General features: G+C 61.2%; 30 protein-coding genes. 22 read left to right on the top strand and 8 right to left on the bottom strand.

Features of this window, described 5'->3' with window-relative positions:
- Position 1: 1 nt before the first annotated feature.
- The gene (locus tag NKH35_RS18320) at positions 2-547 is read right to left on the bottom strand and encodes a dTDP-4-dehydrorhamnose 3,5-epimerase family protein (protein WP_245259899.1); all 546 of its coding nucleotides are present in this window, start codon (positions 545-547) and stop codon (positions 2-4) included.
- 301 nt (positions 548-848) lie between these two features.
- On the opposite strand from NKH35_RS18320, the gene NKH35_RS18315 reads away from it, so the two are divergent.
- Positions 849-1,310: an anthrone oxygenase family protein gene (locus NKH35_RS18315; RefSeq protein WP_023739315.1), complete on the top strand. Its 462-nt coding sequence runs from the start codon at positions 849-851 to the stop codon at positions 1,308-1,310.
- A gap of 75 nt (positions 1,311-1,385) precedes the next feature.
- Complete coding sequence (locus NKH35_RS18310) at positions 1,386-1,937, top strand: hypothetical protein (protein WP_023730858.1); 552 nt, start codon at positions 1,386-1,388, stop codon at positions 1,935-1,937.
- Between the two features lie 26 nt (positions 1,938-1,963).
- Here the strand turns inward: NKH35_RS18310 and NKH35_RS18305 are convergent, their stop codons facing one another.
- On the bottom strand, positions 1,964-2,878 hold the full coding sequence (locus NKH35_RS18305) for a LysR substrate-binding domain-containing protein (protein ID WP_023730859.1): 915 nt from the start codon (positions 2,876-2,878) through the stop codon (positions 1,964-1,966).
- 207 nt (positions 2,879-3,085) lie between these two features.
- On the opposite strand from NKH35_RS18305, the gene NKH35_RS18300 reads away from it, so the two are divergent.
- The gene (locus NKH35_RS18300) at positions 3,086-4,126 is read left to right on the top strand and encodes a helix-turn-helix domain-containing protein (RefSeq protein WP_352915727.1); all 1,041 of its coding nucleotides are present in this window, start codon (positions 3,086-3,088) and stop codon (positions 4,124-4,126) included.
- Positions 4,127-4,226: 100 nt separating this feature from the next.
- On the opposite strand, the gene NKH35_RS18295 is transcribed toward NKH35_RS18300, so the two are convergent.
- A complete protein-coding gene (locus tag NKH35_RS18295; protein WP_023669368.1) occupies positions 4,227-4,739 on the bottom strand; it encodes an outer membrane protein assembly factor BamE in 513 nt (170 codons plus the stop codon).
- 115 nt (positions 4,740-4,854) lie between these two features.
- On the opposite strand from NKH35_RS18295, the gene NKH35_RS18290 reads away from it, so the two are divergent.
- The 7 genes from NKH35_RS18290 (at position 4,855) to NKH35_RS18260 (ending at position 9,652) form a co-directional block, all read left to right on the top strand.
- Complete coding sequence (locus NKH35_RS18290; protein ID WP_352915765.1) at positions 4,855-5,397, top strand: ubiquinol-cytochrome C chaperone family protein; 543 nt, start codon at positions 4,855-4,857, stop codon at positions 5,395-5,397.
- Between the two features lie 15 nt (positions 5,398-5,412).
- Positions 5,413-5,961, top strand: a complete 549-nt coding sequence (locus tag NKH35_RS18285) for a YceD family protein (protein WP_023730861.1) — start codon at positions 5,413-5,415, stop codon at positions 5,959-5,961.
- 147 nt (positions 5,962-6,108) lie between these two features.
- Entirely contained in the window at positions 6,109-7,179 is a 1,071-nt protein-coding gene (gene plsX, locus NKH35_RS18280; RefSeq protein ID WP_023700539.1) for a phosphate acyltransferase PlsX, read from the top strand.
- Positions 7,180-7,188: 9 nt separating this feature from the next.
- Positions 7,189-8,160: a beta-ketoacyl-ACP synthase III gene (locus tag NKH35_RS18275; RefSeq protein WP_023689495.1), complete on the top strand. Its 972-nt coding sequence runs from the start codon at positions 7,189-7,191 to the stop codon at positions 8,158-8,160.
- A 104-nt stretch (positions 8,161-8,264) separates the two neighbouring features.
- Positions 8,265-8,588 carry an integration host factor subunit alpha gene (locus NKH35_RS18270; RefSeq protein ID WP_006201891.1) on the top strand — a complete coding sequence of 108 codons (324 nt, stop codon included), beginning with the start codon at positions 8,265-8,267 and terminating at the stop codon, positions 8,586-8,588.
- Between the two features lie 134 nt (positions 8,589-8,722).
- Positions 8,723-9,265, top strand: coding sequence for a MerR family transcriptional regulator (locus NKH35_RS18265; protein WP_023669374.1), 543 nt, complete (start codon positions 8,723-8,725; stop codon positions 9,263-9,265).
- Positions 9,266-9,349: 84 nt separating this feature from the next.
- The gene (locus NKH35_RS18260) at positions 9,350-9,652 is read left to right on the top strand and encodes a hypothetical protein (RefSeq protein ID WP_023705060.1); all 303 of its coding nucleotides are present in this window, start codon (positions 9,350-9,352) and stop codon (positions 9,650-9,652) included.
- A gap of 73 nt (positions 9,653-9,725) precedes the next feature.
- On the opposite strand, the gene NKH35_RS18255 is transcribed toward NKH35_RS18260, so the two are convergent.
- Complete coding sequence (locus tag NKH35_RS18255) at positions 9,726-9,995, bottom strand: hypothetical protein (RefSeq protein WP_023669376.1); 270 nt, start codon at positions 9,993-9,995, stop codon at positions 9,726-9,728.
- A 413-nt stretch (positions 9,996-10,408) separates the two neighbouring features.
- On the opposite strand from NKH35_RS18255, the gene NKH35_RS18250 reads away from it, so the two are divergent.
- Together NKH35_RS18250 and NKH35_RS18245 are read left to right on the top strand one after the other, a co-directional pair.
- Positions 10,409-10,612, top strand: coding sequence for a hypothetical protein (locus tag NKH35_RS18250; RefSeq protein ID WP_023669377.1), 204 nt, complete (start codon positions 10,409-10,411; stop codon positions 10,610-10,612).
- 55 nt (positions 10,613-10,667) lie between these two features.
- Complete coding sequence (locus NKH35_RS18245; RefSeq protein ID WP_352915723.1) at positions 10,668-11,168, top strand: hypothetical protein; 501 nt, start codon at positions 10,668-10,670, stop codon at positions 11,166-11,168.
- 41 nt (positions 11,169-11,209) lie between these two features.
- Here the strand turns inward: NKH35_RS18245 and NKH35_RS18240 are convergent, their stop codons facing one another.
- Entirely contained in the window at positions 11,210-11,824 is a 615-nt protein-coding gene (locus NKH35_RS18240; RefSeq protein WP_023669379.1) for a hypothetical protein, read from the bottom strand.
- Positions 11,825-12,120: 296 nt separating this feature from the next.
- Here NKH35_RS18240 and NKH35_RS18235 point away from each other — a divergent pair, with 296 nt between their 5' ends.
- The gene (locus NKH35_RS18235; protein ID WP_023715403.1) at positions 12,121-12,402 is read left to right on the top strand and encodes a helix-turn-helix domain-containing protein; all 282 of its coding nucleotides are present in this window, start codon (positions 12,121-12,123) and stop codon (positions 12,400-12,402) included.
- A gap of 77 nt (positions 12,403-12,479) precedes the next feature.
- Here NKH35_RS18235 and NKH35_RS18230 read toward each other — a convergent pair whose 3' ends face one another.
- Entirely contained in the window at positions 12,480-12,932 is a 453-nt protein-coding gene (locus tag NKH35_RS18230) for a cupin domain-containing protein (RefSeq protein ID WP_023734139.1), read from the bottom strand.
- Positions 12,933-13,176: 244 nt separating this feature from the next.
- Here NKH35_RS18230 and NKH35_RS18225 point away from each other — a divergent pair, with 244 nt between their 5' ends.
- From NKH35_RS18225 to NKH35_RS18205, 5 genes are all read left to right on the top strand, one after another.
- Complete coding sequence (locus NKH35_RS18225) at positions 13,177-13,638, top strand: YbaK/EbsC family protein (RefSeq protein WP_023689490.1); 462 nt, start codon at positions 13,177-13,179, stop codon at positions 13,636-13,638.
- A gap of 263 nt (positions 13,639-13,901) precedes the next feature.
- Positions 13,902-15,218 (top strand): tyrosine-type recombinase/integrase, encoded by a 1,317-nt coding sequence (locus tag NKH35_RS18220; protein ID WP_352915719.1) that lies wholly within the window; start codon positions 13,902-13,904, stop codon positions 15,216-15,218.
- Positions 15,215-15,979, top strand: a complete 765-nt coding sequence (locus NKH35_RS18215) for a hypothetical protein (protein ID WP_352915717.1) — start codon at positions 15,215-15,217, stop codon at positions 15,977-15,979. Before NKH35_RS18220 ends, NKH35_RS18215 begins: the two co-directional genes overlap by 4 nt.
- A 98-nt stretch (positions 15,980-16,077) precedes the next feature.
- A complete protein-coding gene (locus NKH35_RS18210) occupies positions 16,078-16,266 on the top strand; it encodes a helix-turn-helix transcriptional regulator (protein WP_352915715.1) in 189 nt (62 codons plus the stop codon).
- A 190-nt stretch (positions 16,267-16,456) separates the two neighbouring features.
- Positions 16,457-16,792 carry a hypothetical protein gene (locus tag NKH35_RS18205; RefSeq protein ID WP_352915712.1) on the top strand — a complete coding sequence of 112 codons (336 nt, stop codon included), beginning with the start codon at positions 16,457-16,459 and terminating at the stop codon, positions 16,790-16,792.
- 552 nt (positions 16,793-17,344) lie between these two features.
- Here NKH35_RS18205 and NKH35_RS18200 read toward each other — a convergent pair.
- Positions 17,345-17,629, bottom strand: coding sequence for a hypothetical protein (locus NKH35_RS18200; protein ID WP_352915709.1), 285 nt, complete (start codon positions 17,627-17,629; stop codon positions 17,345-17,347).
- Positions 17,630-17,915: 286 nt separating this feature from the next.
- Between NKH35_RS18200 and NKH35_RS18195 the strand changes: the two genes are divergently transcribed.
- From NKH35_RS18195 to NKH35_RS18180, 4 genes are all read left to right on the top strand, one after another.
- Positions 17,916-18,125, top strand: coding sequence for a hypothetical protein (locus NKH35_RS18195; protein ID WP_352915706.1), 210 nt, complete (start codon positions 17,916-17,918; stop codon positions 18,123-18,125).
- Positions 18,122-18,568, top strand: a complete 447-nt coding sequence (locus tag NKH35_RS18190; RefSeq protein WP_352915703.1) for a terminase small subunit — start codon at positions 18,122-18,124, stop codon at positions 18,566-18,568. Before NKH35_RS18195 ends, NKH35_RS18190 begins: the two co-directional genes overlap by 4 nt.
- A gap of 424 nt (positions 18,569-18,992) precedes the next feature.
- Positions 18,993-19,583 (top strand): ankyrin repeat domain-containing protein, encoded by a 591-nt coding sequence (locus tag NKH35_RS18185; protein WP_352915700.1) that lies wholly within the window; start codon positions 18,993-18,995, stop codon positions 19,581-19,583.
- A gap of 12 nt (positions 19,584-19,595) precedes the next feature.
- Entirely contained in the window at positions 19,596-20,099 is a 504-nt protein-coding gene (locus NKH35_RS18180; protein ID WP_023707420.1) for a YHS domain-containing (seleno)protein, read from the top strand.
- Between the two features lie 15 nt (positions 20,100-20,114).
- On the opposite strand, the gene NKH35_RS18175 is transcribed toward NKH35_RS18180, so the two are convergent.
- On the bottom strand, positions 20,115-21,572 hold a 1,458-nt coding region (locus tag NKH35_RS18175; protein ID WP_352761208.1), incomplete at its 5' end, for a tetratricopeptide repeat protein.

Genomic DNA, 21,572 nt, shown 5'->3' with positions numbered 1-21,572 from the left:
GCTACACCAGTCTGTAGGGAATGTGGTCAGTGTCTGGCGGCAGGCGCCAATGGTCGGGCTGATCGTAGGCATAGGCCTTGTCGACGAGGTTGAGCAGCACCGCCGTCTCCGCTCCGAGCGAAACAACACCGTGCCATATTCCGGGTGGAATGATGACGACCGCCGGGCGCAACGGGCCGATAATCTTGTGCCAGACGGCGCCGAAGGTCGGCGAGGCCTTGCGTCCGTCAAACAGCGAAATGCGAACGCTGCCGACGCAGCAGAACAGCCGGTCGGTGGTCACCGCGTGTGCATGCCAGCCAGTCACCGCGCCGGCATACAAGGTCCGTTGGAAGACCTGGCCGACCGGCTCCGAATCGAGCTCCCACTCCTCGCGAAAGATCTCGGTCAGATAGCCAGTGGAGGTTGCGACCGGCCTGATCTCCTTGACCCTCACGCCATCGATCGCCACCGGCTCGATGGGTATCCAGTCAGGCGTGACCACCTGGCCGTCAGCCGTTCCGGTCGCCATCCAGCCTGTCGGTTTTGTCCGGGTTTTTTCCGGCACGGATGCTCCTCCCAATTCAGCGTGATGCGCCATTGGCCAGCACGGTCTGATACGAATTTGACCGGTCGCTGGCAAGTACGCGTCAAGGTTTGCTGATAGGCTTCGATCTCACGGCACTTGATGTTTCCGACGCAATCGGAGGGCCGCATTGCCCAAAACATCGTTCCATCCTACCCAAGCCCGGACCGTTCGCCTGCTTTAATACCCCGGCCATTGGCCAGGACATTGCGATCGACGCGGTGTCGGGCTCGCCTCTGCGGCGATTTTGGCCAGGGAAACGACATTCGGGCAGGGAAAAGACATGGACATTTTCTTGATGGCGGCTTCGCTTGCGCTGGCTGGAATTATTGCCGGCATCTACGTCTCGGGTGTAATCCACGATTTTCGCATCGATGATCTTACCGCCGGCCAGTACATGGCCATGCATCAGATGCGCGACCGGACGTTTACCCGCGTGATGCCGTTAGTCAGGCTGACGACGCTGGTGCTGATCGCGGCGATGGCGATGTTTGCGGTCGATGCCGGCCTGCCGCGCATCCTGACCATCGTCGCCGCGGCGCTGGTGGTGATCGACATTGGCTTCACCGTCAGCCGTCAGGTGCCGCTCAACAAACAGGTGCAGAGCTGGACGCCGGTGACCATCCCCGATGATTGGGCGCAGACGCGCGACAGCTGGGCGGCCAACCACAATTTGCGCCTTGTGCTTGGACTGGCCGAATACGCCTGCCTGTTTGCCGCGGTCATCCTGACGCTCAGCCGGTGATTCAGTTTTTGCGGAACGCCGCGGCATGGGTCGGCACTTCTGCCGGCCGCCGCCGTTGAAAACAGGAGTATTGCCATGCTGCATCACGCTTCATTCAACGCCCGCGATCCGCAGGCCGTCGCCAGCGTCCTTGCCGAAATGCTTGTCGCCACCGCGGTTCGTGCGCCGTCGCCGCCATTTCCTGAGGGCGCATGGTTTGTCTGCCTCGGCGACGATTTCGGCTCGCTGATCGAAATCCTGCCGTGCGGCACGGTTCTGGACCAGCAAGCGCCGCTCGGCATCGGCTTCGACCCGAACATGCGCCTGCGCTCCGGCTCGCATGTGCTGCTCAGCACGCCCAATTCGACCGAAACCATCCAGGGCATTGCCGCCCGCATGGGCTGGCATAGCGGGCTGATCGATGCCCGCCTGTTCAAGGTGCTCAAGGTCTGGGTCGAGGACGAAACCCTGGTCGAATTCCTGACGCCCGAGATCGCACCGCTGTACCGCGCGACATTCGCCTGGGGCGGCATGGCGACACTCGACGCCAAGCTGCGCGAGCTGGAGAGCCAGATGGCGGCAGCGCTTGCCGCCAAGACCGCAAACCAGTCGGGCCGCAAGGATGAGCAAATGGCCGATACGATGTGATGAGAGCTCCTAGACGGCCGCCGAGGTCAACCGTCGCCGGTGTTGTCGCCGGCTTCCGCCTTCAGCCAGTTGATGAACGATCTGGCAGGCTCCCAGGCGGAGATGGACGGGTGGACGACGACGTAGTGGTTCCAGTTCGTCGGTATGTCCGTCGTCAGGAGGCGGACGAGCCTGCCGGTGCGCAAATCGCTCTCGACCAGCGACTTCCTCGCGATGGCGACGCCCAGACCGCTCGCCGCCGCTTCGACCGCCAACAAGGTGCCATTCAGATTCATGCCGTCGCCAACCGTATCCAGCGGCAGATTGTTTCTCTCGAACCAGTGGCGCCAATTGGCGCCACTCTCGTCATTTTCGGCCGTCGTGTCGAGGATGCGGAACAGTCGCAGCACATCGTGCTGGTCTCTGACCGGGCCGTTGGCGGCGAGATAGTCGGGACTGACGACAGGAAAGATCGCATCTGCCATCAGCCATTCGGTCTCGACGGCCGGATAGTGTCCGCCGCCGAAGCGCAATGCGATGTCGACTGTTCGCTGCGAAAGGTCGACGACTGCAAGATCCGCATTGATGTCGATCTCTGTTTCGGGATGCTTTTTGCGAAACCTGTGCAGACGCGGGGCCAGCCAGCGCACGGCATGCGAAGGAATGGCGGTGACCCTCAGCCTCGTGCGCTCGTTGCGCGCGACACTCGCGATCGTGCTCTGGATTTCCAGCAGTGCGCGTCGCACGCCCGCGGACAATCTTTCGCCTTCAAGCGTGAGTTCGACGCGGCGGACATGGCGGGTGAACAGAAGCACGCCGAGATCGGCTTCGAGATCGGCGATGCGGTGGCTGAGCGCGCTTGGCGTAACATTCAGCTCATCGCCGGCGCGCTTGAAGCTGCCCAGCCGGGCAATGACCTCGAAAGCACGAATGGATTCCAGTTGTGGAAGCCGTCTTGTCATTTGCCGTTGCCCGATCCCGCCATGGGTTCCTTAGCATGAATGAACAAAGCTCATCCATAGCTTCGTAAATAGTCTTTTGTCCAAGTGCGCAAATCATTGTAGCCATCCACTGCCCCCCGATTGCCGCCGTCGAATGAGAGGCCGTTCATGGAACGAGCCTCGACTACGAACGACAGTGAAATGAAGACAATCGCTTGGGAGTACCCCATGACTATTCGACCCCCCGAGTTTGCGCATGCGCGCTTTTCGACCGCCATGTGGCCGCGAGCGGAATGGCGAAACGTCTATTGCGATCTGTTGCGCCGGATGGTGACCGACATGGATTTTAACGTCACGGAGGAAAAGCTCTCCGTCGACGCGACCATCCTGCGGCTACCGGGCGTCGGCATTGCCGATTCGAGGACCACCGCCTTCCGCACCATCCGTTCCAGCGCCATGGCCAAGGGGACCGATGACTACATTTTCTTCATGTGTCTGGAGGGCGCTGCCACCTTCTCGCATCTCGGCCGCGAGGCCAGCATCGAGGCCGGCCAGGCAATCCTTCTGTCCTCCTCTGATCCGCATGTGATCGAACGGGCGATGTCGCATCATCTCTTCATCACCATCCCCAAGGCAGCGCTCGGGCCCATGGCTGCGAATGCGGATGCCGCCCTGATGACGCCGATGTCATGCGTGGGCGAAAAGTTCTTGCTGCTGACCAGCTATGTCCGTCTGCTGATGCAGGAGCCGAACCTGGCCGCATCCGAATTGCGCTGGCTTGCCGCCAAGCACATACAGGACCTTGTCGCGGTCGTGGTTGGGGCAACGCAGGACGCCACCGAGGTCGCCGCAGGTCGCGGCATACGCGCCGCGCGGCTGCGCGCCATCAAAGCCGATATCGAAAGCAATCTGGCTTCCGGCGATGTCGGGTCCGACGCGCTGGCCGGGCGCCACCGCGTCAGCGCGCGCTATATCAGAAAGCTGTTCGAGGGTGAGGGTACCTCGCTGTCGCAGTTCGTGCTTGGCCGGCGGCTGGCGCTGGTTTGCAGCAAGCTATCCGACCTGCGCCTGGCACACCGCACCATCGGCGCCATCGCCTTCGACGCCGGCTTCGGCGATCTCTCGACCTTCAACCACGCCTTCCGCCGGCATTTCGGCATGACGCCTTCGGAAGCGCGGCAGAGTGCGGCTGTGCACCGCGCCTCGCTGGAGCCCGGCGGCCGAACAGGCCACGCGCGGCAAAGCGCGACGGGTGTTGCGGCCGCATAACCTCAAAACAAAAGCCCGCAGGATCGCTCCCGCGGGCTTTTGGTCGCCTGAGATGGTGTCGCTTCGGGGGAAGCAAAAATCTGAGGAAGGCGGTCGCTTCTTAGGCGCCGCCGCCAGGAATGGGGGGCGCCAGCTTGCTGGCGCCTTTGATGATCTGGCTGAGGAAGTTCTGGTCCTTGCCGCCGGTCGGCGTGGTGCGCGAGATGAAGTCGAAAATCTTGCCGTCCTTCAGACCGTAATTGGCAATCTGGGTGACGCGCCCGTCCTCGCCAAAATAGACCGCGAGCACTTTCTGGTCGACCAGGCGCGGCTTGTCGAAAGCGACATAGCGCTTGCGCGTCTGCGAAATGTAATAGAACGCCTCATTGTCGAAGGTGGCTTTCGTCGATGGCGTGCCGAGCGCCAGAAGCACCTGTTCGCGGCTGGAGCCCACCGGCACCGAATCGACCGCCTGCTGGTCGATAACATAGCCCTGCGTCAGCGTCTCGCTAGGGTTAAGGTCGCCGAACATCTTGGACGAATTGCAGCCCGACAGCGCGGAAGCCACCAGCACCAGCGAAACCGCGGCGGTGGCCCCAGGCAGAAAAGTCGACTTGAATTTCAGCGCGCGCAACAACAACTCCATTAGCTGGCCGCAACTTGCGCTGGGCGGCAAAACCGGTAAACCAGCTTGCTTGCCGATGCAACAAGGCCCATTCAAACAATCGGTCCCCAGGAGACCACCCTCAATGTTCCAGCGCCTTTTTGGCCGCGAACGCAACGCCAACCGCGCTATCACCGAGGCGCTTTACGCACAAATCGTGGCGGCGGCGCGGCAGACCGTGTTTTATTCCCACTGGAATGTGCCGGATACGCCGCTCGGCCGTTTCGAGATGCTGTCGCTGCATATGTTCCTGTTTCAGCACCGGCTGCGCGGCGAAGAGGGCGTCGCGCATGAGGTCGCGCAGGTGCTGATCGACGAGTTCTTTCTCGATGTGGAGCATTCGCTGCGGGAACTGGGCGTTGGCGATGTCGGCGTGCCCAAGCGCATGAAGAGGCTGGCCAAAATGTTCTACGGCCGTACCGCCGCCTATGACGACGCGCTGGAACGCAGCGATCGCGACGCGCTTGCTGCCGCCCTGGCGCGCAATGTCAGACCCGATGCCGGCCCCTGGCCGCAAGCCTTGCCGCTGGCGTCCTATGTAATCGATGCCGCAAGGCAGCTTGAAGCACAGCCGTCCGAATCGATCGTTTCCGGTGCCGTGGCGTTTCCCGTCGCGAAAGCGGAGTGAGGAGGGGAGACCAAGATGAAACATGTGGACACGCCTAGCCCGGTCTCATTCGCGGCCAATGTCGGCCGCCTGCCGCACAAAGGTTTGCAGGTGGTGATCGACGCCGACGCCGCGCAGCGCGCAACGCTTGCGCGCGAGCACGAGCTGCTTTCTGTCGAAAACTACCGTGCTGAGCTTTTGGTGGCGCCGTGGAAGCGCAATGGCGTCAAGGTCAGCGGCCGCGTCGAGGCTGATATCACCCAGGCCTGCATCGTCACCCTTGAGCCGGTCGCGGCCCATATCGACGAAGAGGTCGAGGCGCTGTTCCTGCCCGAACAATCCAAACTCGGACGGCAAGGTTTCGAAGGCGGCGGCGAGATCCTGCTCGACGCCGACGGGCCAGACGGCCCGGAAACATTCTCCGGCGACACGATCGACGTCGGCGCGCTCGCCGAACAGTTCTTCGGGCTGGCGATCGATCCTTATCCGCGCAAGGCAGGCGCCTCGCTCGATGCCGCCGGCCCGAACGAGTCCGTCGAGAATGAATTCCAGCAAAAGCTGCGATCCTTGCTTGGAAAATCCTAAAACACAAAGCGATCGGAGAAAAGCCGGTTGTGCGGCAGCCCAAAACCGCTATTTTCGCCGAACCTTCGCGAGCCCCCGAATTTCGCGAGTTTAGTATTTCTTTCGCGGGCCATGTGCCCTGGCCCAAGCTAGTGAGATAAAGACCGCGTGATCAGGATTTCCATCGATGCCATGGGTGGCGATCACGGGCCAAACGTGGTCATCCCGGCACTCATGACGGTCGCCGTCAGGCGTCCCGACATCCGCTTCGTCATCTATGGGCGCGAGGAATTGGTGCGCCCCGAACTCGCCAAATTCCCCAAACTGGCCGAGGTCAGCGAGTTCCACCATTGCGAAGTCGCGGTCAGGATGGACGACAAGCCGAGCCAGGCGCTGCGCCACGGCCGCTGGAAGTCGTCGATGTGGAAGGCTGTCGAAGCAGTCAAGAGTGGCAGCGCGCAGGCCTGCATTTCGGCCGGCAATACCGGCGCGCTGATGGCGATGTCGAAATTCTGCCTGCGCACGATGGCGACCATCGACCGTCCGGCGATCGCGGCGATCTGGCCCACGATGCGCGGCGAGAGCGTGGTGCTGGATGTCGGCGCCACCATCGGCGCCGATGCGCACCAGCTGATCGACTTTGCCATTCTCGGCACCGGCATGGCGCGCTCGGTGTTCGGCATCGACCGGCCGAAAGTCGGCCTGCTCAATGTCGGCGTCGAGGAGATCAAGGGACAGGAAGAGGTCAAGGAAGCCGGGCGCATGCTGCGCGAGGCCAACATGGCCTCGATGAATTATCATGGCTTCGTCGAGGGTGACGACATCGGCAAGGGCACGGTCGACGTGGTCGTCACCGAAGGATTTGCCGGCAACATCGCGCTCAAGACGGCAGAAGGCACTGTGCGCCAGATCTCAGGCTATCTGCGCGCCGCGATGAACCGCACGCTGATGGCCAGGATCGGCTATGTCTTCGCCAAGGGCGCTTTTGACCGCCTGCGCGAAAAGCTCGATCCGGGCCGCTCCAATGGCGGCGTTTTCCTGGGTCTGAACGGCATCGTGGTAAAGAGCCATGGCGGCGCCGATTCGGACGGTTTCGCGGCAGCGATCGAGCTTGGCTACGATATGGTGCGCAACAATCTGATCGACCGCATCGAGGCCGATCTCGACCTGTTCCATGCGCGCAACCCGCATGCCCAGGCAAGCAGGAAATCCGACGCCACCGTCGACGAAAAGGAATAGGAAAGAGCTTTGATCAGATCAGTCGTGCGCGGCACCGGTGCTGCGCTGCCCCGCCGCATCATGAAGAATGCCGATTTCGAAGGCATGGTCGAGACCTCGGACGAGTGGATCGCCCAGCGCACCGGCATCCGCCAGCGCCATATCGCCGCCGATGACGAGACGACGGCATCCCTGGGCGAGGCGGCGGCGCGCGCAGCGCTCGACAATGCTGGTCTTACGCCTGCCGACATCGACCTGATCGTGCTGGCGACCTCGACGCCCAACAACACCTTTCCGGCGACCGCCGTCGAGATCCAGAACCGGCTCGGCATGCATCACGGCTTTGCCTTTGACCTGCAGGCGGTGTGCTCGGGCTTCGTCTATGCGGTGACCACCGCCGACCTCTACATCAGAGGCGGCCTCGCCAAGCGCGTGCTGGTGATCGGCGCGGAGACCTTTTCGCGCATCCTCGACTGGAGCGACCGCTCGACCTGCGTCTTGTTCGGCGACGGCGCCGGCGCGCTGGTGCTGGAAGCGGATGAGGGCACCGGCGGCATTGCCGACCGTGGCGTGCTGGCGATGAGCCTGCGCTCCGACGGCGCCCACAAGGACAAGCTTTTCGTCGATGGCGGTCCCTCGACCACCGGCACGGTCGGCCATCTCAGGATGGAAGGCCGCGAGGTGTTCAAGCACGCCGTCGGCATGATCACCGACGTTATCGAGGCGACGTTTTCGCAGGCCGGCATAACCGCCGACGACCTCGACTGGTTCGTGCCGCATCAGGCCAATAAACGCATTATTGACGCTTCGGCCAAGAAGCTCGGGATTGCTGAGCAAAAGGTGGTGGTCACCGTCGATTTGCACGGTAACACCTCGGCTGCTTCCGTGCCGCTGGCGCTTTCGGTGGCTGTCGCCGACGGTCGCATCAAGAAGGGTGATCTCGTGCTCCTGGAAGCGATGGGCGGCGGCTTCACCTGGGGCGCGGTTCTCGTTCGCTGGTAAGTGCCGAACGGTCCGGTTTCGGTCCTTGACCTTGCCGGATCAATTACTTAGGCTCTGCGTTTACCTGTATCGATTTATGGTTTTTGAACTGATGGGACGGTCGCATGGGGGGAAAGACACTTACGCGCGCCGACCTTGCCGAAGCTGTTTACCGTAAGGTCGGCTTGTCACGCACTGAATCGGCAGAACTCGTCGAAGCGGTGCTGGACGAAATCTGTGAAGCCATCGTACGCGGCGAGACGGTGAAGCTGTCGTCCTTCGCCACCTTCCACGTCCGTTCCAAGAACGAACGCATCGGCCGCAATCCCAAGACCGGCGAGGAAGTGCCGATCCTGCCGCGCCGGGTGATGACCTTCAAGTCGTCGAACGTGCTGAAAAGCCGTATCCTGCGCTCGCACCAGAACAGCAAGGCCAAGGGCGGCAAATAGGTTCTGCCGCAGGCTTCGGTTGAAAACGCCGGGCCGTTTTGACGCCGGGCTTGAATATTGTTTCATAAACCGCTGAAATGATACCCGATTCGGCAGACTGGGCCGGATCGCCGTCCAGCGTGAGGATTTCGCCCATGGACAAGAGCCCCGACGCTTTCCGCACCATCAGCGAGGTCGCGGAGGATCTCGATCTGCCGCAGCACGTGCTGCGCTTCTGGGAAACCCGTTTCAACCAGATCAAGCCGATGAAGCGCGGCGGCGGCCGCCGCTACTACCGGCCACAGGATGTCGAACTGATCAAGGGCATCCGCCACATGCTCTACGACCAGGGTTACACGATCAAGGGCGTGCAGAAACTGCTGCGCGAGAACGGCAACCATTTCCTGGTCGCCATCGGCAATGGCGACATGGCTGCCGTCGAAGCGATCTCGCAGCGCAGGCAGGCCGATCAGGTGCCGCTGACGCCAGCCGCCCAGCCGCGCGGCATGGATGACGAGATGCTGGTCGGCCAGCCCAAGGTAAAACCCAGCCGCCGCTTTTTCGGCCTGGGCAAGACCGAGGAGGAAGGTCCGGTCCAGCCCGGCGCATCGAAACTGTCGCGCGACAACCGGGCCTTGCTGCAGGAGGCGCTGTTTGACCTCCTGGAGTGCAAGCGCCTGCTCGACCAGGTGCGCTAACCTTTCCGCTGCCTCGGGCAAGCAGACCGGAACCGGTTCTGCGGCCATGCGTTTGGCCTTCTCTCAAAAAGAAGGAAAACAATCATGGCATCGCTTTCGACCCTCTCCGATCTCGATCTCGAAAAGCAGGTCGCGACCCTTTCCAAAGAGCTCGCCGCCTTGCGCAAAGTCGTGGCCAAACGCGGCGGTGCTTACTACGAGGACGGGCGCGATGCCGCTTCGGACTATTATGGGCAGCTTGCCGACCTTGTCAGCGATGCGCTGCCGGCGATCAGGAAGCAGGGCAGGGCGATCGAAAAGACGGCGCGCGATCGTCCGGCAACAGCCGCTGCTGTTGGGTTGGTCGTGGTCGGCCTTCTCGCCAGCTTGTTGCTCAGCCGGCGCTAAAACAATTCACGAAAACAAAAAGAAAATGGCGGCCGTCCCGCGGACGACCGCCATTTCCCTGATCTGCGGCCGATTACTTGGCGAGCTTGATCTTGGCCTGCGGTGAAACCTGCGCGGTCTGGCTGCACTTGCCATAGACAGTGCCATTCTTGTCCGTGGCGTCGGTATAGGTGCCTTTGCACTCGATCGAGAGCACCAGGCAATGACCGGAGCCCTTGCAAACCGCGCCGCCGTCGCCCGTGGGATGCGTGCCGTTGGCGAAAGCCGAGGTCGGAACGGAAGCCGAACCGAAGGCCGAGACGATGAGGGCCGCGGCGAGCGTGATGCGCTTGAAGTTGGTCATTTGAGCATTTCCTTCTCTGGATCGAGGATCGCCACCATGGCGTCCTTCTGTGTTGGGATCGCCTTCTCGGCGTCCATGCCGGTTAGTGCGGCCTCCAAAGCAAAGGTTCATGCGTGGTTCGAATTTTCTTCGCGTTTTTTCGCGACGTCGATTTTTAGCCTTCGCCAACGGACGGCGCCTGGCGGGGCCGGCATCGATCATGCATTTTCGCGTGAAGGCCGCTGAGGTAGCGGCGCGGCATCCCATGCGAAGGTCACACCGTGGCGTGCCCAAATGGCCGGCCAAGACCTAGTCCGCGCCCGGCTCTTGTCAGGTAGCGGCAGCAGTCATTGCCGCCACTTGGCACCGCGCTTTCTGCCACTCCCGGCTGCGACTATAACGCCAGTCCAAAGGTACCGGCGGAGGAGACGGGCGTGGTCGCAAATTACATCGACGAGTTCATCATGTTCTGCGCTGGGCTGTGGATGACAGGCGTTGGTTTTGGGCTGCTCCAAAGTCCTTTTCAGGCCCAGAAAGGTCAGCAGCCATGGTGGCTGCAGGTCGCGAAGCATTTCAAATGGATGGGACCGCTTTTGATTTTGATCGCAATAGTGCTCGCGTTCGCGGCGCCGTCCTAGCGGGTTCCGACAGCATTGAGAGACCCGTGGTGTCCTGCAACTGGCAACCGCTGTGTTGTCGGCCTTGCGCCTGATACGTTCGTTGGGTGCGCTGTGGTTGCTCGCGTTCTGGCGCATCGGCGCCATCGAATCCTGCCTTCAGCTTTTCCACGTGTCGCCTGGCAAAACCAACGGGAAGGCGGCCTTGGCGAGGACTCCAGGGCCAGCCTTCCCGTTGGGCAAGTCGGCCGTGTCAGGCCTTCTTGGCCTCCACCTTCTTGTGGTGGTGGTGGTGGTGGTGGTGATGGTGATGGCGGTGATGCTTGTTGTGATGATGATGATGGTGGTGATGCTTCTTGTGCAGCGGTGCTGCGTCGGCGCTGCTGGCGCCGATGAGCGGCAGAGAGACAGCCAGGGCAAAAGCCAGCCCGAGAGCCGACAGGAGGGACTTCTTCATGACTTCGTTTCCTTTTCTGCGCGGGCTGAATTTGGCCGTCACCGAGCAAGATCGGTGCCGGTGAACCCCGCAGTCATGACTATCGCCTCCGAACTTTTCGACAGTTTTTCCGGACTGTAGAATTTTGTTTCTGGATTGTGTCTGGCGGCTTCGTCGGCAACTTACATCGGCGGAATGACGCCGTTTGTGCCGACAACGACCCGGCCCGCGGTCAGCTTGCCGTCACTGCCGCGCTCGGCGTTGACGAACACCACAGCGCCAGGCTTGAGGTCGGCGGGCGTCGCCGGCGCGAAGGTCACCACCGGCGTCGTCTGCGGGATCGCGATCTGCTTTTTCTGGCCATTGTCGTAGGTCAGCGTCACCGTGCGACCTGCAATCTCGGTGACATCGGCGACCGTGCCGTTGGTCATCCGGCTGTTGGGCTCGAGATCCCACGGGCGGTCGCCTTCGCCGGCGCCCTTCAGCGCGGCCGGGAAGATCACCACCTCGAGCGCGCCGCTGCCGCCATCGGCCTTCGAAACAGAGGCAATGCCGAGGAAATCGCCTTGCTTGATATCCCCGGCATCCGCCTTGGCGACGCCGGAAATCTTCCACCCTTCAGCCAGCGCGATGGCGTCGGTAGCGCCTTCGCGGGTCTTCACCGTCAGCGTCGCTCCGGCAAAGGCGGTCACCGTGCCGCGAATGCGCACGGCCTCGGCGGCTTGCGCCGCGACCATGCTCGCGCCAGCGAGGCCTGAAATCGTGGCGAGCACGATGGCTGATGTCTTGAATGTCATGGATCTGATCCTCTTGGGAAAAGCTGGCCCGATGCGGCTGCCAGCAACATCAGGCTAACGCGCGAGCGGCGCAAAACCGCTGAACACTTCGGCCTGCGGCCCTTCAAAAGAACTTGATTGGGAGATCGGGGCGGAGATCCTATATGTGCCCTGGCGCCTGCGGTTTTGACGCCGGTTCACGATGCTGTGACGGTCGGTTTGGGCCTTGGCAAATCGCCGTCAAGCGGGCATTGTCCCGGCTCTCAGGCAACACCCTATCATTTGATCCAAAACTCTTTAGCCCCATGGAGTTGCCAATGGCCCAAACTGCAAAACACGAACCCTTCTCCAGGCTGGCGGCCGACGTTGCGCTCGAGCACCCCGGCCTCAAAGCCATCCGGGAGACAAAGGGATACAGTATTGAAGAGCTTTCCCTGACCTGCGGTCTGTCGACCAGCGAGATTGCCGACATAGAGAGCGGCAAGGACACCGATCCGACGAAACTTCGCCGGATCGCCGCAGCATTGCAATTGCCGGAAACGGCCCTGATCGATGCCCCGGCGCCCACGGCGCCTGTGGAAAACCGGTCCGTTTCATAAACAACGGCCAAGCGTCGTTCAACAAGCCCGCCATGGTTTGCCCTGGCGGGCTTGTTGCATTCGCCCAACGGCGAATGTCACTTCTTGCTCGGATCGTCCGCCGGGTTGACGTAGGTGATCGCGAACGGCCCCTCGCCATGAACCTGGACGATCGTAGCGCTTGTCGTCCAGGCGTAATGGTTCATTCCCTGTGGGGCTACGCCGAAGCCGCCGGCGGTCAGTTCGATGCCCTTGGTCTCGTCGAGCTTGTCGCCCATGCCGATATGAAAATTGCCGGAAATCACCGTCACATATTCCGAGGTGGGATGGTTGTGCGCGGCAATCCTGTAGCCGGCCGGCAGCTTCAACCGCAGCACGTAGATGCCATCCTTCGAGGGGTCCCCGGCGATGACAGCCATGTCCGCGCCGGCGGGCAAGACAGCAGGAGCAGGGCCCCATTTGATGGCGTCCGCCTTTATCGGCATGTCGTCGGCAAGCAGCGGCGCCGTCCCGACAAGCAGCAGCGCCAGAGCCGAGGCGAGCTTGAGCATGATGATCTCTCCGGTTGGTCGTGGGAGCACAGCATCAGCGCCGGCCCTGATCCATTGCGACCTACCAAGGCAGCAGCCCGAACACATCTCCCGCACGGGGGATGCGCCTTGCGTTGCTGACATGCGGCGCGACCCGCCTGGCCTGGTATCGCTGCAGCCGTCGAGGGGCGGGGAGGTTGCCGCCGACCGAGCGTGAAGCTATCCAGTGTGAACGCTAACCGTTTTCGAATGGGACAATGCCGAGATGAGCCTTGAATCCGTGCGCGCCTTCCTGGCTGCCCATGCGCCCGATGTCGAAGTGCTCGTCACCGAAGCGAGTTCCGCGACGGTGGCGCTGGCGGCTGAGGCGCATGGCGTGGAGCCGGCGCAGATCGCCAAGACCATCTGCCTGCGCGTCGGCGGTGAGACCATGCTGATCGTGGCCGGCGGCATGTCGAGGCTCGACAACCGCAAATTCAAGGACCGTTTCGGCGGCAAGCCTCGCATGCTTGACGCCGACGAGGTTGTCGCGATTACCAGCCATCCCGTCGGCGGCGTCTGCCCATTCGGCCTGCCAGCGCCGCTGCCGGTCTATTGCGACGTCTCGCTGCGCGCCTTCGATGAAGTCGTGCCCGCGGCCGGCGCCACCAACGCCGCTGTAAGGCTCAGCCCGCAGCGCATGGCACAGATTGTCGGCGCCGAATGGGTCGACGTCTGCCAAGGATGAATGTTGGTGATTTGAGAAGCAGGACCTTTGGGGGCAAGTCCTGTCTAAAAATGGTCGGAGTGGCCGGATTCGAACCGACGACCCCTTGACCCCCAGTCAAATGTCTTGACTAACTCGACCTCACAAATCAAAACATCAGCGTACGCTCAATCCGTTGCCACGCCAAGCTTGTTATGTGATGGTGCCTCCTGTTGTCAACACGGGGTAACGGGGCATAACATTGCATCAGCGTTACCCCTCGTTACCCTAAGGGGCATTTGACCATGGCAAGTGTGCTCACTGTGAAGGCAGTCGAGGCGGCCAAGCCGAACGGGCAGAACCGGGTGGAGAAGCCGGATGCCGCGCTGCCCGGTCTCTATCTCGTCGTCCAGCCGACAGGCGCGAGGTCATGGGCTTTGCGCTACCGGCGCGAGGGCAAGCCAGCCAAGCTGACGATCGGCCCGGTGCTTGATCGCCGCGACGACGATCCGCCCGAGGCTCTGGCCATCGGGCAGCCGCATACGCTCATCGAAGCCCGCAAAGCGGCGCGCTCGGCATTGCAGGCGCTGGCAGAAGGCAAAGACCCTGCCGGTACCCTACGGGCACGCCAGGCGGCCGCGAAGGCTCATCCCGATCGCGACCTCATTGAGCAGCTCGGCGCAAATTTCATAGACCGATATTGCAAGCCTCGCAATCGCCGCTGGGAGGAAGTCGAAAGGCAGTTCAAATCCGAGATCAATCCGAAGTGGGGTAAAAAGCGAGCCCAGGACATTGGCAAGCGCGACGTGCTCGACCTCCTCGACGCTATCGTCGATCGCGGCTCGCCGGTCACCGCCAATCGGGTGTTCGCCACGCTGCGACGTTTCTTCGGCTGGCTGATAGAGCGCGACGTACTGAAAGCCTCGCCATGCGCTGGCGTCAAGAAACCGACCGCAGAGCAGTCGCGCAACCGCATGCTCATCGACGACGAGATCAGGCTGTTCTGGGAGGCGGCGTCTTCGTTCGACTACCCCTTCGGCCCAATGTGGCGGCTCCTGCTACTTACCGGCCAGCGGAGAGAGGAAGTCTCGGGCATGGTGCGCAAGGAACTCGCGCTCGAAGGCGACAAGCCCCTCTGGACGATCCCGGCATCAAGAGCGAAGAACGGCATTGCCCATGCGGTGCCGTTGTCGCCAGTCGCGGTGCACATCATCAAGGCGTTGCCGAGGATCGGGAAGGCTGGGTTCGTCTTCACGACGACGGGCGAAGCACATGTGACTGGATACAGCCGATCGAAAGCGCGGCTTGATGCCTCGATGTTGAGGCTCCTGCAGGAAGACGCCGACGACCCGAAATCGGCAAAACTTGTCGGCTGGACCTTACACGATCTGCGCCGAACCATGGCGAGCGGCATGGCGCGGCTCGGCATCAATCTGCCCGTGATCGAGAAAGTCTTGAACCACACATCCGGCAGCTTCGGCGGGATCGTGTCGGTCTATCAGCATCACGACTTCGCCGAAGAGAAGCGCCGGGCGCTGGACGCCTGGGCGTCATTCGTGACGTCACTAGTCGACGACAAGCCGGCTGCGAACGTGCTTGAGATGAAGGCGGTTGCGAAATGAGCCACGATGATGATGATTATTTCCTAGCGCCAGCGACCGACAGGCTATTGGTATTGTTCCAATACGGCATGGAGCACTTTAAAGGGTTCCCTCTGCCAGATGCCATGTCGAAGCTCTCGATGGCAGGCATCGTCGTTCTTGGGTGGGACCTGCTCCAGCTCCAGGTTGCTTTTAGGACGTTTCACGGATTTCCCAGTCTGCATTTCAGTAAAGAGGCGGTCGACCGTGAGAAGCAAATCTCGGATCTTTGCGAGCGCTTGCTAGCGCTTTTGGAAGTTGAGCAAGACGGATGGCGCACATATTGGGGCGACGTGGATTGGCGTGTGTATGACAAAACTATGGAAGCGCCAGAACCTGCGGCCGAAGTAGAGGTTCCCGCACTGATGGAAACTCTGGCCGACCTGAAGAAGGCTGCGGACGAGCGCCTTGAATGGCTCGACTCCACCAAAAATTTTGAGATCGACCCCGGCAATAGAGCGGGGCGAATTCGCTACTTCTACTGGCTTCTACTCATGGCTTTTTGGAAATTTCAGCTTCTCAGGGAGATTGGGACGTCGACCAGTGAGGGAAAGGATGCCTATGGCCCTCTCATCAAATTCATCCAAGTGATGTCGGCGCGAGGCATGTCCAGCGAAGAGCGTCAAGGAGACACGATTCGGGCCTTCATCAGACGACACAAAGGGCGAGAAGACCGTTTCGCGCACATGTTCACTCCATCCGAAGGCTATCGGACTGCGTGGGCCATGAGAAATTCCTGCTAACGTTAGACAGATGTATATTCTGTCTATCGGCCATTTTGAATGTTACCGCCTGCCCCGATAAAAAGTTAGGCACTGTAGCAAAATAGGGCCTGACTATAATGGGAAATTCCTACCTCACGGCCAAGCAAGTGCTGGCCCGCTATCACATCACCGACATGACGCTTTGGCGCTGGCTGGCCGATGAGACCCTGGCGTTTCCAAAGCCAATGGCCGTCAATCGTCGACGCTACTTCCTCGAGGCCGATCTCGTCGCCTGGGAGCGCGCGCGTGCCGCGAAAGCCGCATAAGCGCCGCCGACCTGTCCCCGCCCGAGCACGAGCACTCGGCTGCCGTCGACCAAGCAATCGAGTGGTACGCGGCCAACTATGGCGCCTGCGAAAGGCCGATCGTGCCAGCGCTTCGGCGCCGATTCTTGCTCACGTCGCACCAGGCGATCATCGTCATACGTGAGATCACGTTGCGCCGGGCGCGCGCCGCATGAACGGCTTGCGCGGAGGCGATCGGCAACAAATCGAGGGAAGCATGAGCGATCGATACTTTGACGATCAGCTTGGCACCTGGGTGACGGTCTGCCCGCCTGGAAAGGCACTGGGGGCCGACAATATCAAGAATCGTGGCTTCCCCCACAAGAAGGGCCTAGCTGGCTCCAATGGCTGGAAGGAGAGGCTCGTTGAAGAAAAGTGGACCGGGCGAACCCCGAGACGCCAGCCGCGGCAAAAGGCAACGCTGTCAATCGGGAATATTGGCAAGGGCAAAAGCAAGCGCCGACGCCCCGGAAAGAAACAACGCATGAAGTCTAGCGCCGGTTTATGAGCGCGATCTAACCCATAGGCCCAGCCCGTCCGCCGGGATACCGGAAGCGGCTAATACCGCATCAACGGTGAGGCACAATACACCTGGACCCTGGGCCACGAGCACCAGGAGCCCCTTCAATGTCTGTGGCATTGGCATTGCCGGGGTACCGCCAAAGAAGATGCAGTAGCGCCGACAGTATGACCCCGGCGCGCCCGACCATTGGCAAAGCCTCTCTCGTCGGAATCTGCCAATGCCACTGTGTTGGGCTCCATACGCCGGCTCCATACCGTGCAAGCCTCACGCTTCACCCGGCTAGGGTGAAGTGTGTCCCACCACCGCCCACCACCCATGCAAACCCCAAGCCCTCCCCGAGAGAAGTGAAGAAAAAAGGCGGAAGGCCCCGCCGTCAAGGCGGAAGGCAACGCTGATACAGCCCGCCGACGCTGGAGGTTGAGCACTACATCAGGCCGCCCAACCGAAATCTCTCCGTATTTGTACGTACCGTAAATACGGTTCCGACGCATCCGGGGCGCGTCTGCGGCCGCGCTATCCGAAGGGCAGGGGAACTGCTCAAGCACATATCTCCGCATCAGGCGAGGCGATCCGCTTAGCCAATATTCCAACTGCCGATATCGAGCGCCAAGTCGAAAGCGGCAAGACCATCGGGTTGCCATGGACGAGAATGCGCCGCCAATCCTGGATTGCAGTGCGCAACGTGAACGCCCGTTCAAAGCGGCTCAGAAAATTTGAGCACCTGTCGCTAGCAGACCGGCATTTGCTTGGAAATTGGAATGAGGTCTGCGAACCCTTCTGCGATCCTTCTTCCAGAATGCAGCGCTCTTCGATCTCTGCCATGACCCGCAGCAGATTTCAGAAGGCACCGCAGGCAAAGTTCTTCGTTCCGTTAGGCTGTGCGCCGCCGGCCTCTTGCGGCATCTGTGACATAGCCTCGGCGCGCCATTCATTCGGCCTCCAACTTCTTTCCCGCTGAATCACCGGGGTACTTGTCGACGCCGATCGGCAATTAATGCCGCGCGGCGACCTTCACCATCCTATTCATGGGCCCCCGGCTCTCTGCGCCAATTCAGAATTTGTGGGGAAGAATGTGTGTACGTGGGTTTGGTTTGGAGATCGAGAACCTATGAGCAGCCAGGAAGGCAGGGTCGAATCCACCAAGCTTCGCATTATCCAAAAGGCCGAGCGCGCTTGGGAGACCGTCGCGCAATGTTGCAAATGGTCTTCGGCCACACTGCGGCGCCTGGAAGTGGGTTGCCTGATTGAGCGGGAGGAGATCGCGCAACGCGGTCTTCCGAACAGAGAAGTGGCTGATTTGCGTGAGGCCACGCAATGAGCGCACCGCTTAAAAATCCGCGTCACGAAGCATTCGTACGAGGCTCTGTGGACGGGCTGCCCGCCTATAAGGCGTATCTCGAAGCGGGCTACAAATGCACCGTCCGGACAGCTGCTGTGGAGTCCTCAAAACTCCTGACAAAGCCTGACATCCAGAATCGGCGGCGGCATCTGCTCGAAGGTCTTGCAGACAGTCTCATGGTCAGCAAGGAATCACTTTGCGCAGAGCTCGAACAAGCCCGTGCCTTGGCCCATGAGCATGGCCAGTCAGCGGCGGCGACCGCCGCCAGCATAGCCAAAGCTCGTCTGCTCGGGATCGAAGCTCCGAAGGAGCTCCACGTCAATCTCACTGCGACGGTCAACCAGATGACAGACTCGGAGCTTCATTTCGAGATCGCTGCCATGATCAATGAAATAAGGTCAGCGAAGGGGATGCGCCCCTGACGGCGCAGATCACAACGAGACGGAGCACTGATGGAGAAGTGTGCCGGCGGCGATAATCGGGCATGCCGGACTCGAGCACTTCTTGGCCAAGGCGTCCTGACGTGGCTGCTTTGCGCCCCATGTCGGTCATTGAGCAAGCCATAGTTGCATCCGAAAGCGGACACTTCCGCCAACGGCCACCTTTGCGCTTACCGGCTATCCCAACGGAGCAACAGGCGGTTACGCTCGACGCCGCTCGGCGCCTCGGTAATCGACGCTCTTCAAAATTCAGACTGGACCGGTGCCCTACTGACGAAGCCAGTAGCACTAACGCCTTCCCGCCCTGGGCCGCGTTCGCTATGTCTGGCCGCGCCGTCCGCCTTGGATCCACCTGATGTGCCCAGGACAGCTTGTATGACCACAAGCTAATATGATACCTTGCACAATGCGCGGATTGCTGGCACTTGGAATGCTGGTTTTGGCGGCTACAACAGCAGCCGCAGGTGAGCAGTTGTTCGACTCCATCGCCGCCGGCGACAAGGGTGCCGTGGAGCAAGCCCTGGCAGGCGGTGCCGACGTCGACAGCCGGGCGCGCGACCAGGCAACGCTGCTCATCGCTGCAGCGCTCGATAACCAGCCGGAAATCGCCGACTTCTTGCTGGCCAAGGGTGCCGACATCATGGCGCGTAACTCGGGCGGCTTTACCCCGCTTCATGCGGCGGCCTTCTCGGGCAGCCTGCCGATCGCCAAGCTGCTGTTGGAAAAAGGCGCGGCGCTCGACGATGCCGCCAACAAGGCGGGTGCTACGCCGTTGCTGGTGGCCGGCGAGGAAAACCACGTTGAACTGGCCGAGTTCCTCATTGCGAAAGGTGCCAATGTGAACCATGCCGAGGGGCATGGCTACATGCCGATAACGCGCGCATTCTGGAAGGGCAACACGGATATCATACGACTTTTCAAACGCCATGGTGCTACCTGCCAAGCCAAAATTCTTGGCGAGGCGAACGCGGCGAAGTGCGCCGAGATCCACGATTAACGGAGGATACAGATGAGCACGATGATCAAGCCACGACTGGTTCGGAGTTTGGGGACGGCTGCCCTGGTCGCGGTAGCTGTGGTCGCCGGCGCGGGATCGGCATGTGCCGACGATTCGGTAAACACCGGCTATTTTGGTGGTGTGGCGATCATGGGCTACGACACGGTCGCTTACTTCACTGACGGCAAGGCCGTGAAGGGCTCCGAAGAGTTCACTTATGAATGGCTGGGGACACCTTGGCATTTCGCCAGCAAGAAACACCAGGAAATGTTCATGAGCGAACCGGTCAAGTACGCTCCTCAATATGGCGGGTACTGCGCCGGCGAAGTCGTGGGCGGAGGGGTCACGGTCAATGTCGATCCTGAGGCATTCAAGATTATCGACGGCAAGCTCTACCTGATCTACGACGTCGACAATGCGGATGATTTCGCCGCGCATGCAGCTGAAAATATCCCGAAAGCCGATGCCAACTGGCCGAAGGTCGCGGCCAATTTGGAACTCGATCACTATCATTGAGACGCGCGTGTGCGTCTACCGAACCACGGTGAAGTGAAACACCTTGCTTGTATTGGCATAGGAGTAGCTTTTGCCGGCTGCGTCGTTGCGTCTGTAGACGGGACCACAGTCGGGGCGACCGAACAGGTTCTCGCTCTGCTCGCACAACAGATCGCCATCGACGTAGACGGTCTCGGTGACTAGCCGCGTCGTAGAGCGGAAGGCCGCCTTGCCGTCGCTTCCGATCTGAAGGAAGGCTGGTTGGAGACCGGGTTCGATCTGGCCTTGCAGTGTATGGCCAATGACGAGGGACGCGATCTCGGCACCCTTTAACTGGTCCTGTTCGGCCGGGGTAAAGCCGAAGCGCCATTGGGGTAGGCCCGCCTGGCGCAGTGCGGCGACGAGTATCGCCAGATCCTGCGGATTCCGAAAATGTGCATGAGTCATCTCCCACCCAGCCAAAGAGTCCACGTAGCTGGACCCTGCTACGAGGCGGAGCCCCTCGGCGATTGCGGCTTTCGCATCCGGTAGGCGGCCGCCGCGGACATACGCCGCAGCGAGCGTAAACCGAAAGTTGCCAACCGTGGACGCATCGTCGCGTGTGTGCTCGAGAGTCTCGATCGCTTTCTCGACATTGCCCTGGAGCAGAAAAACCAGCCCAGCAGTTTCCCGGTTGATCGCTGAGAGGTCGGGGTCGAGCCTGAGCGCCGTCTCGACCGCAGTGGCTGCCTCGGCATGATTGCCGGCGTATAACTGAACATATCCAAGGGCTGCTTGCGCCTCTGCATCGCCCGGACCGATTGAAACAGCCTTCTTGGCAGAGGCAATCGCATCTTCGTAGCGGCGATTGACGACCTGCATGATCCCAAGAATAGCATAGGGCGACGAAAGGTCAGGGTCGAGTTCCAAAGCTCGGCTCGCCTTCTCATAGGCTCTCTTTCGTGCTGGCGCGCTCTGGATGACGTCGTTGAAGGCCTCCCGCCAGATATAGACTGTGGTGCGCGCGTCGGCCGCGAAGGCTTCGGCAAAGGCGGGGTCAAGCTCCTCCGCCTTGTCGTAGAGCGCAAGCGCCTCCCGCAGCCCGGCCTGCAGGACGCTGCGTGACGCCGTCTCGGCTTGTAGATAGTAATCATAGGCCTCGAGATTGCTCGTCGGCGGCCGCGCCATGCGTTCGCTTTCCGCTGCCGAAGGTTGCATGCCAAGCGCCTTGGCGATCTCGCCGCTCATCTCGTGCTGGACGGCAAACACGCCGGCCATGCCACGGTCGAACCGGTTGGCCCACAGATTGTCGCCCGTTGCCGTATCGATGAGCTGGGCATTGAGGCGGATCTGCTCGCCGGTGCGGCGGACGCTCCCCTCGACAACGAAGCGGACGCCAAGGTCGCGCGCGACGTCCGCCAGCGCTGCAGGCTTGTTCTTGTAGGCGAACACCGAGTTGCGCGCGATGACGTCCAGACCGGACAGCTTGGTGAGGTCGGTGATCAGATCCTCGGT

This window comes from Mesorhizobium sp. M1143 (genome assembly GCF_040318435.1).
Lineage (GTDB): Bacteria > Pseudomonadota > Alphaproteobacteria > Rhizobiales > Rhizobiaceae > Mesorhizobium.
The sequence above is the reverse complement of the archived record's forward strand: the minus strand, read 5'-3'. Positions and strand labels throughout refer to the sequence as shown.

What these genes read in the sequence shown, in the direction of transcription:
- NKH35_RS18315 (WP_023739315.1), top strand. Translation starts at nt 849, where the DNA reads ATGGACATTTTCTTGATGGCGGCTTCGCTTGCGCTGGCTGGAATTATT.
- NKH35_RS18310 (WP_023730858.1), top strand. Translation starts at nt 1,386, where the DNA reads ATGCTGCATCACGCTTCATTCAACGCCCGCGATCCGCAGGCCGTCGCC.
- NKH35_RS18305 (WP_023730859.1), bottom strand. Translation starts at nt 2,878, where the DNA reads ATGACAAGACGGCTTCCACAACTGGAATCCATTCGTGCTTTCGAGGTC.
- NKH35_RS18300 (WP_352915727.1), top strand. Translation starts at nt 3,086, where the DNA reads ATGACTATTCGACCCCCCGAGTTTGCGCATGCGCGCTTTTCGACCGCC.
- NKH35_RS18290 (WP_352915765.1), top strand. Translation starts at nt 4,855, where the DNA reads ATGTTCCAGCGCCTTTTTGGCCGCGAACGCAACGCCAACCGCGCTATC.
- NKH35_RS18285 (WP_023730861.1), top strand. Translation starts at nt 5,413, where the DNA reads ATGAAACATGTGGACACGCCTAGCCCGGTCTCATTCGCGGCCAATGTC.
- NKH35_RS18270 (WP_006201891.1), top strand. Translation starts at nt 8,265, where the DNA reads ATGGGGGGAAAGACACTTACGCGCGCCGACCTTGCCGAAGCTGTTTAC.
- NKH35_RS18265 (WP_023669374.1), top strand. Translation starts at nt 8,723, where the DNA reads ATGGACAAGAGCCCCGACGCTTTCCGCACCATCAGCGAGGTCGCGGAG.
- NKH35_RS18260 (WP_023705060.1), top strand. Translation starts at nt 9,350, where the DNA reads ATGGCATCGCTTTCGACCCTCTCCGATCTCGATCTCGAAAAGCAGGTC.
- NKH35_RS18255 (WP_023669376.1), bottom strand. Translation starts at nt 9,995, where the DNA reads ATGACCAACTTCAAGCGCATCACGCTCGCCGCGGCCCTCATCGTCTCG.
- NKH35_RS18240 (WP_023669379.1), bottom strand. Translation starts at nt 11,824, where the DNA reads ATGACATTCAAGACATCAGCCATCGTGCTCGCCACGATTTCAGGCCTC.
- NKH35_RS18235 (WP_023715403.1), top strand. Translation starts at nt 12,121, where the DNA reads ATGGCCCAAACTGCAAAACACGAACCCTTCTCCAGGCTGGCGGCCGAC.
- NKH35_RS18230 (WP_023734139.1), bottom strand. Translation starts at nt 12,932, where the DNA reads ATGCTCAAGCTCGCCTCGGCTCTGGCGCTGCTGCTTGTCGGGACGGCG.
- NKH35_RS18225 (WP_023689490.1), top strand. Translation starts at nt 13,177, where the DNA reads ATGAGCCTTGAATCCGTGCGCGCCTTCCTGGCTGCCCATGCGCCCGAT.
- NKH35_RS18220 (WP_352915719.1), top strand. Translation starts at nt 13,902, where the DNA reads ATGGCAAGTGTGCTCACTGTGAAGGCAGTCGAGGCGGCCAAGCCGAAC.
- NKH35_RS18215 (WP_352915717.1), top strand. Translation starts at nt 15,215, where the DNA reads ATGAGCCACGATGATGATGATTATTTCCTAGCGCCAGCGACCGACAGG.
- NKH35_RS18210 (WP_352915715.1), top strand. Translation starts at nt 16,078, where the DNA reads ATGGGAAATTCCTACCTCACGGCCAAGCAAGTGCTGGCCCGCTATCAC.
- NKH35_RS18205 (WP_352915712.1), top strand. Translation starts at nt 16,457, where the DNA reads ATGAACGGCTTGCGCGGAGGCGATCGGCAACAAATCGAGGGAAGCATG.
- NKH35_RS18200 (WP_352915709.1), bottom strand. Translation starts at nt 17,629, where the DNA reads ATGGCAGAGATCGAAGAGCGCTGCATTCTGGAAGAAGGATCGCAGAAG.
- NKH35_RS18195 (WP_352915706.1), top strand. Translation starts at nt 17,916, where the DNA reads ATGAGCAGCCAGGAAGGCAGGGTCGAATCCACCAAGCTTCGCATTATC.
- NKH35_RS18190 (WP_352915703.1), top strand. Translation starts at nt 18,122, where the DNA reads ATGAGCGCACCGCTTAAAAATCCGCGTCACGAAGCATTCGTACGAGGC.
- NKH35_RS18185 (WP_352915700.1), top strand. Translation starts at nt 18,993, where the DNA reads ATGCGCGGATTGCTGGCACTTGGAATGCTGGTTTTGGCGGCTACAACA.
- NKH35_RS18180 (WP_023707420.1), top strand. Translation starts at nt 19,596, where the DNA reads ATGAGCACGATGATCAAGCCACGACTGGTTCGGAGTTTGGGGACGGCT.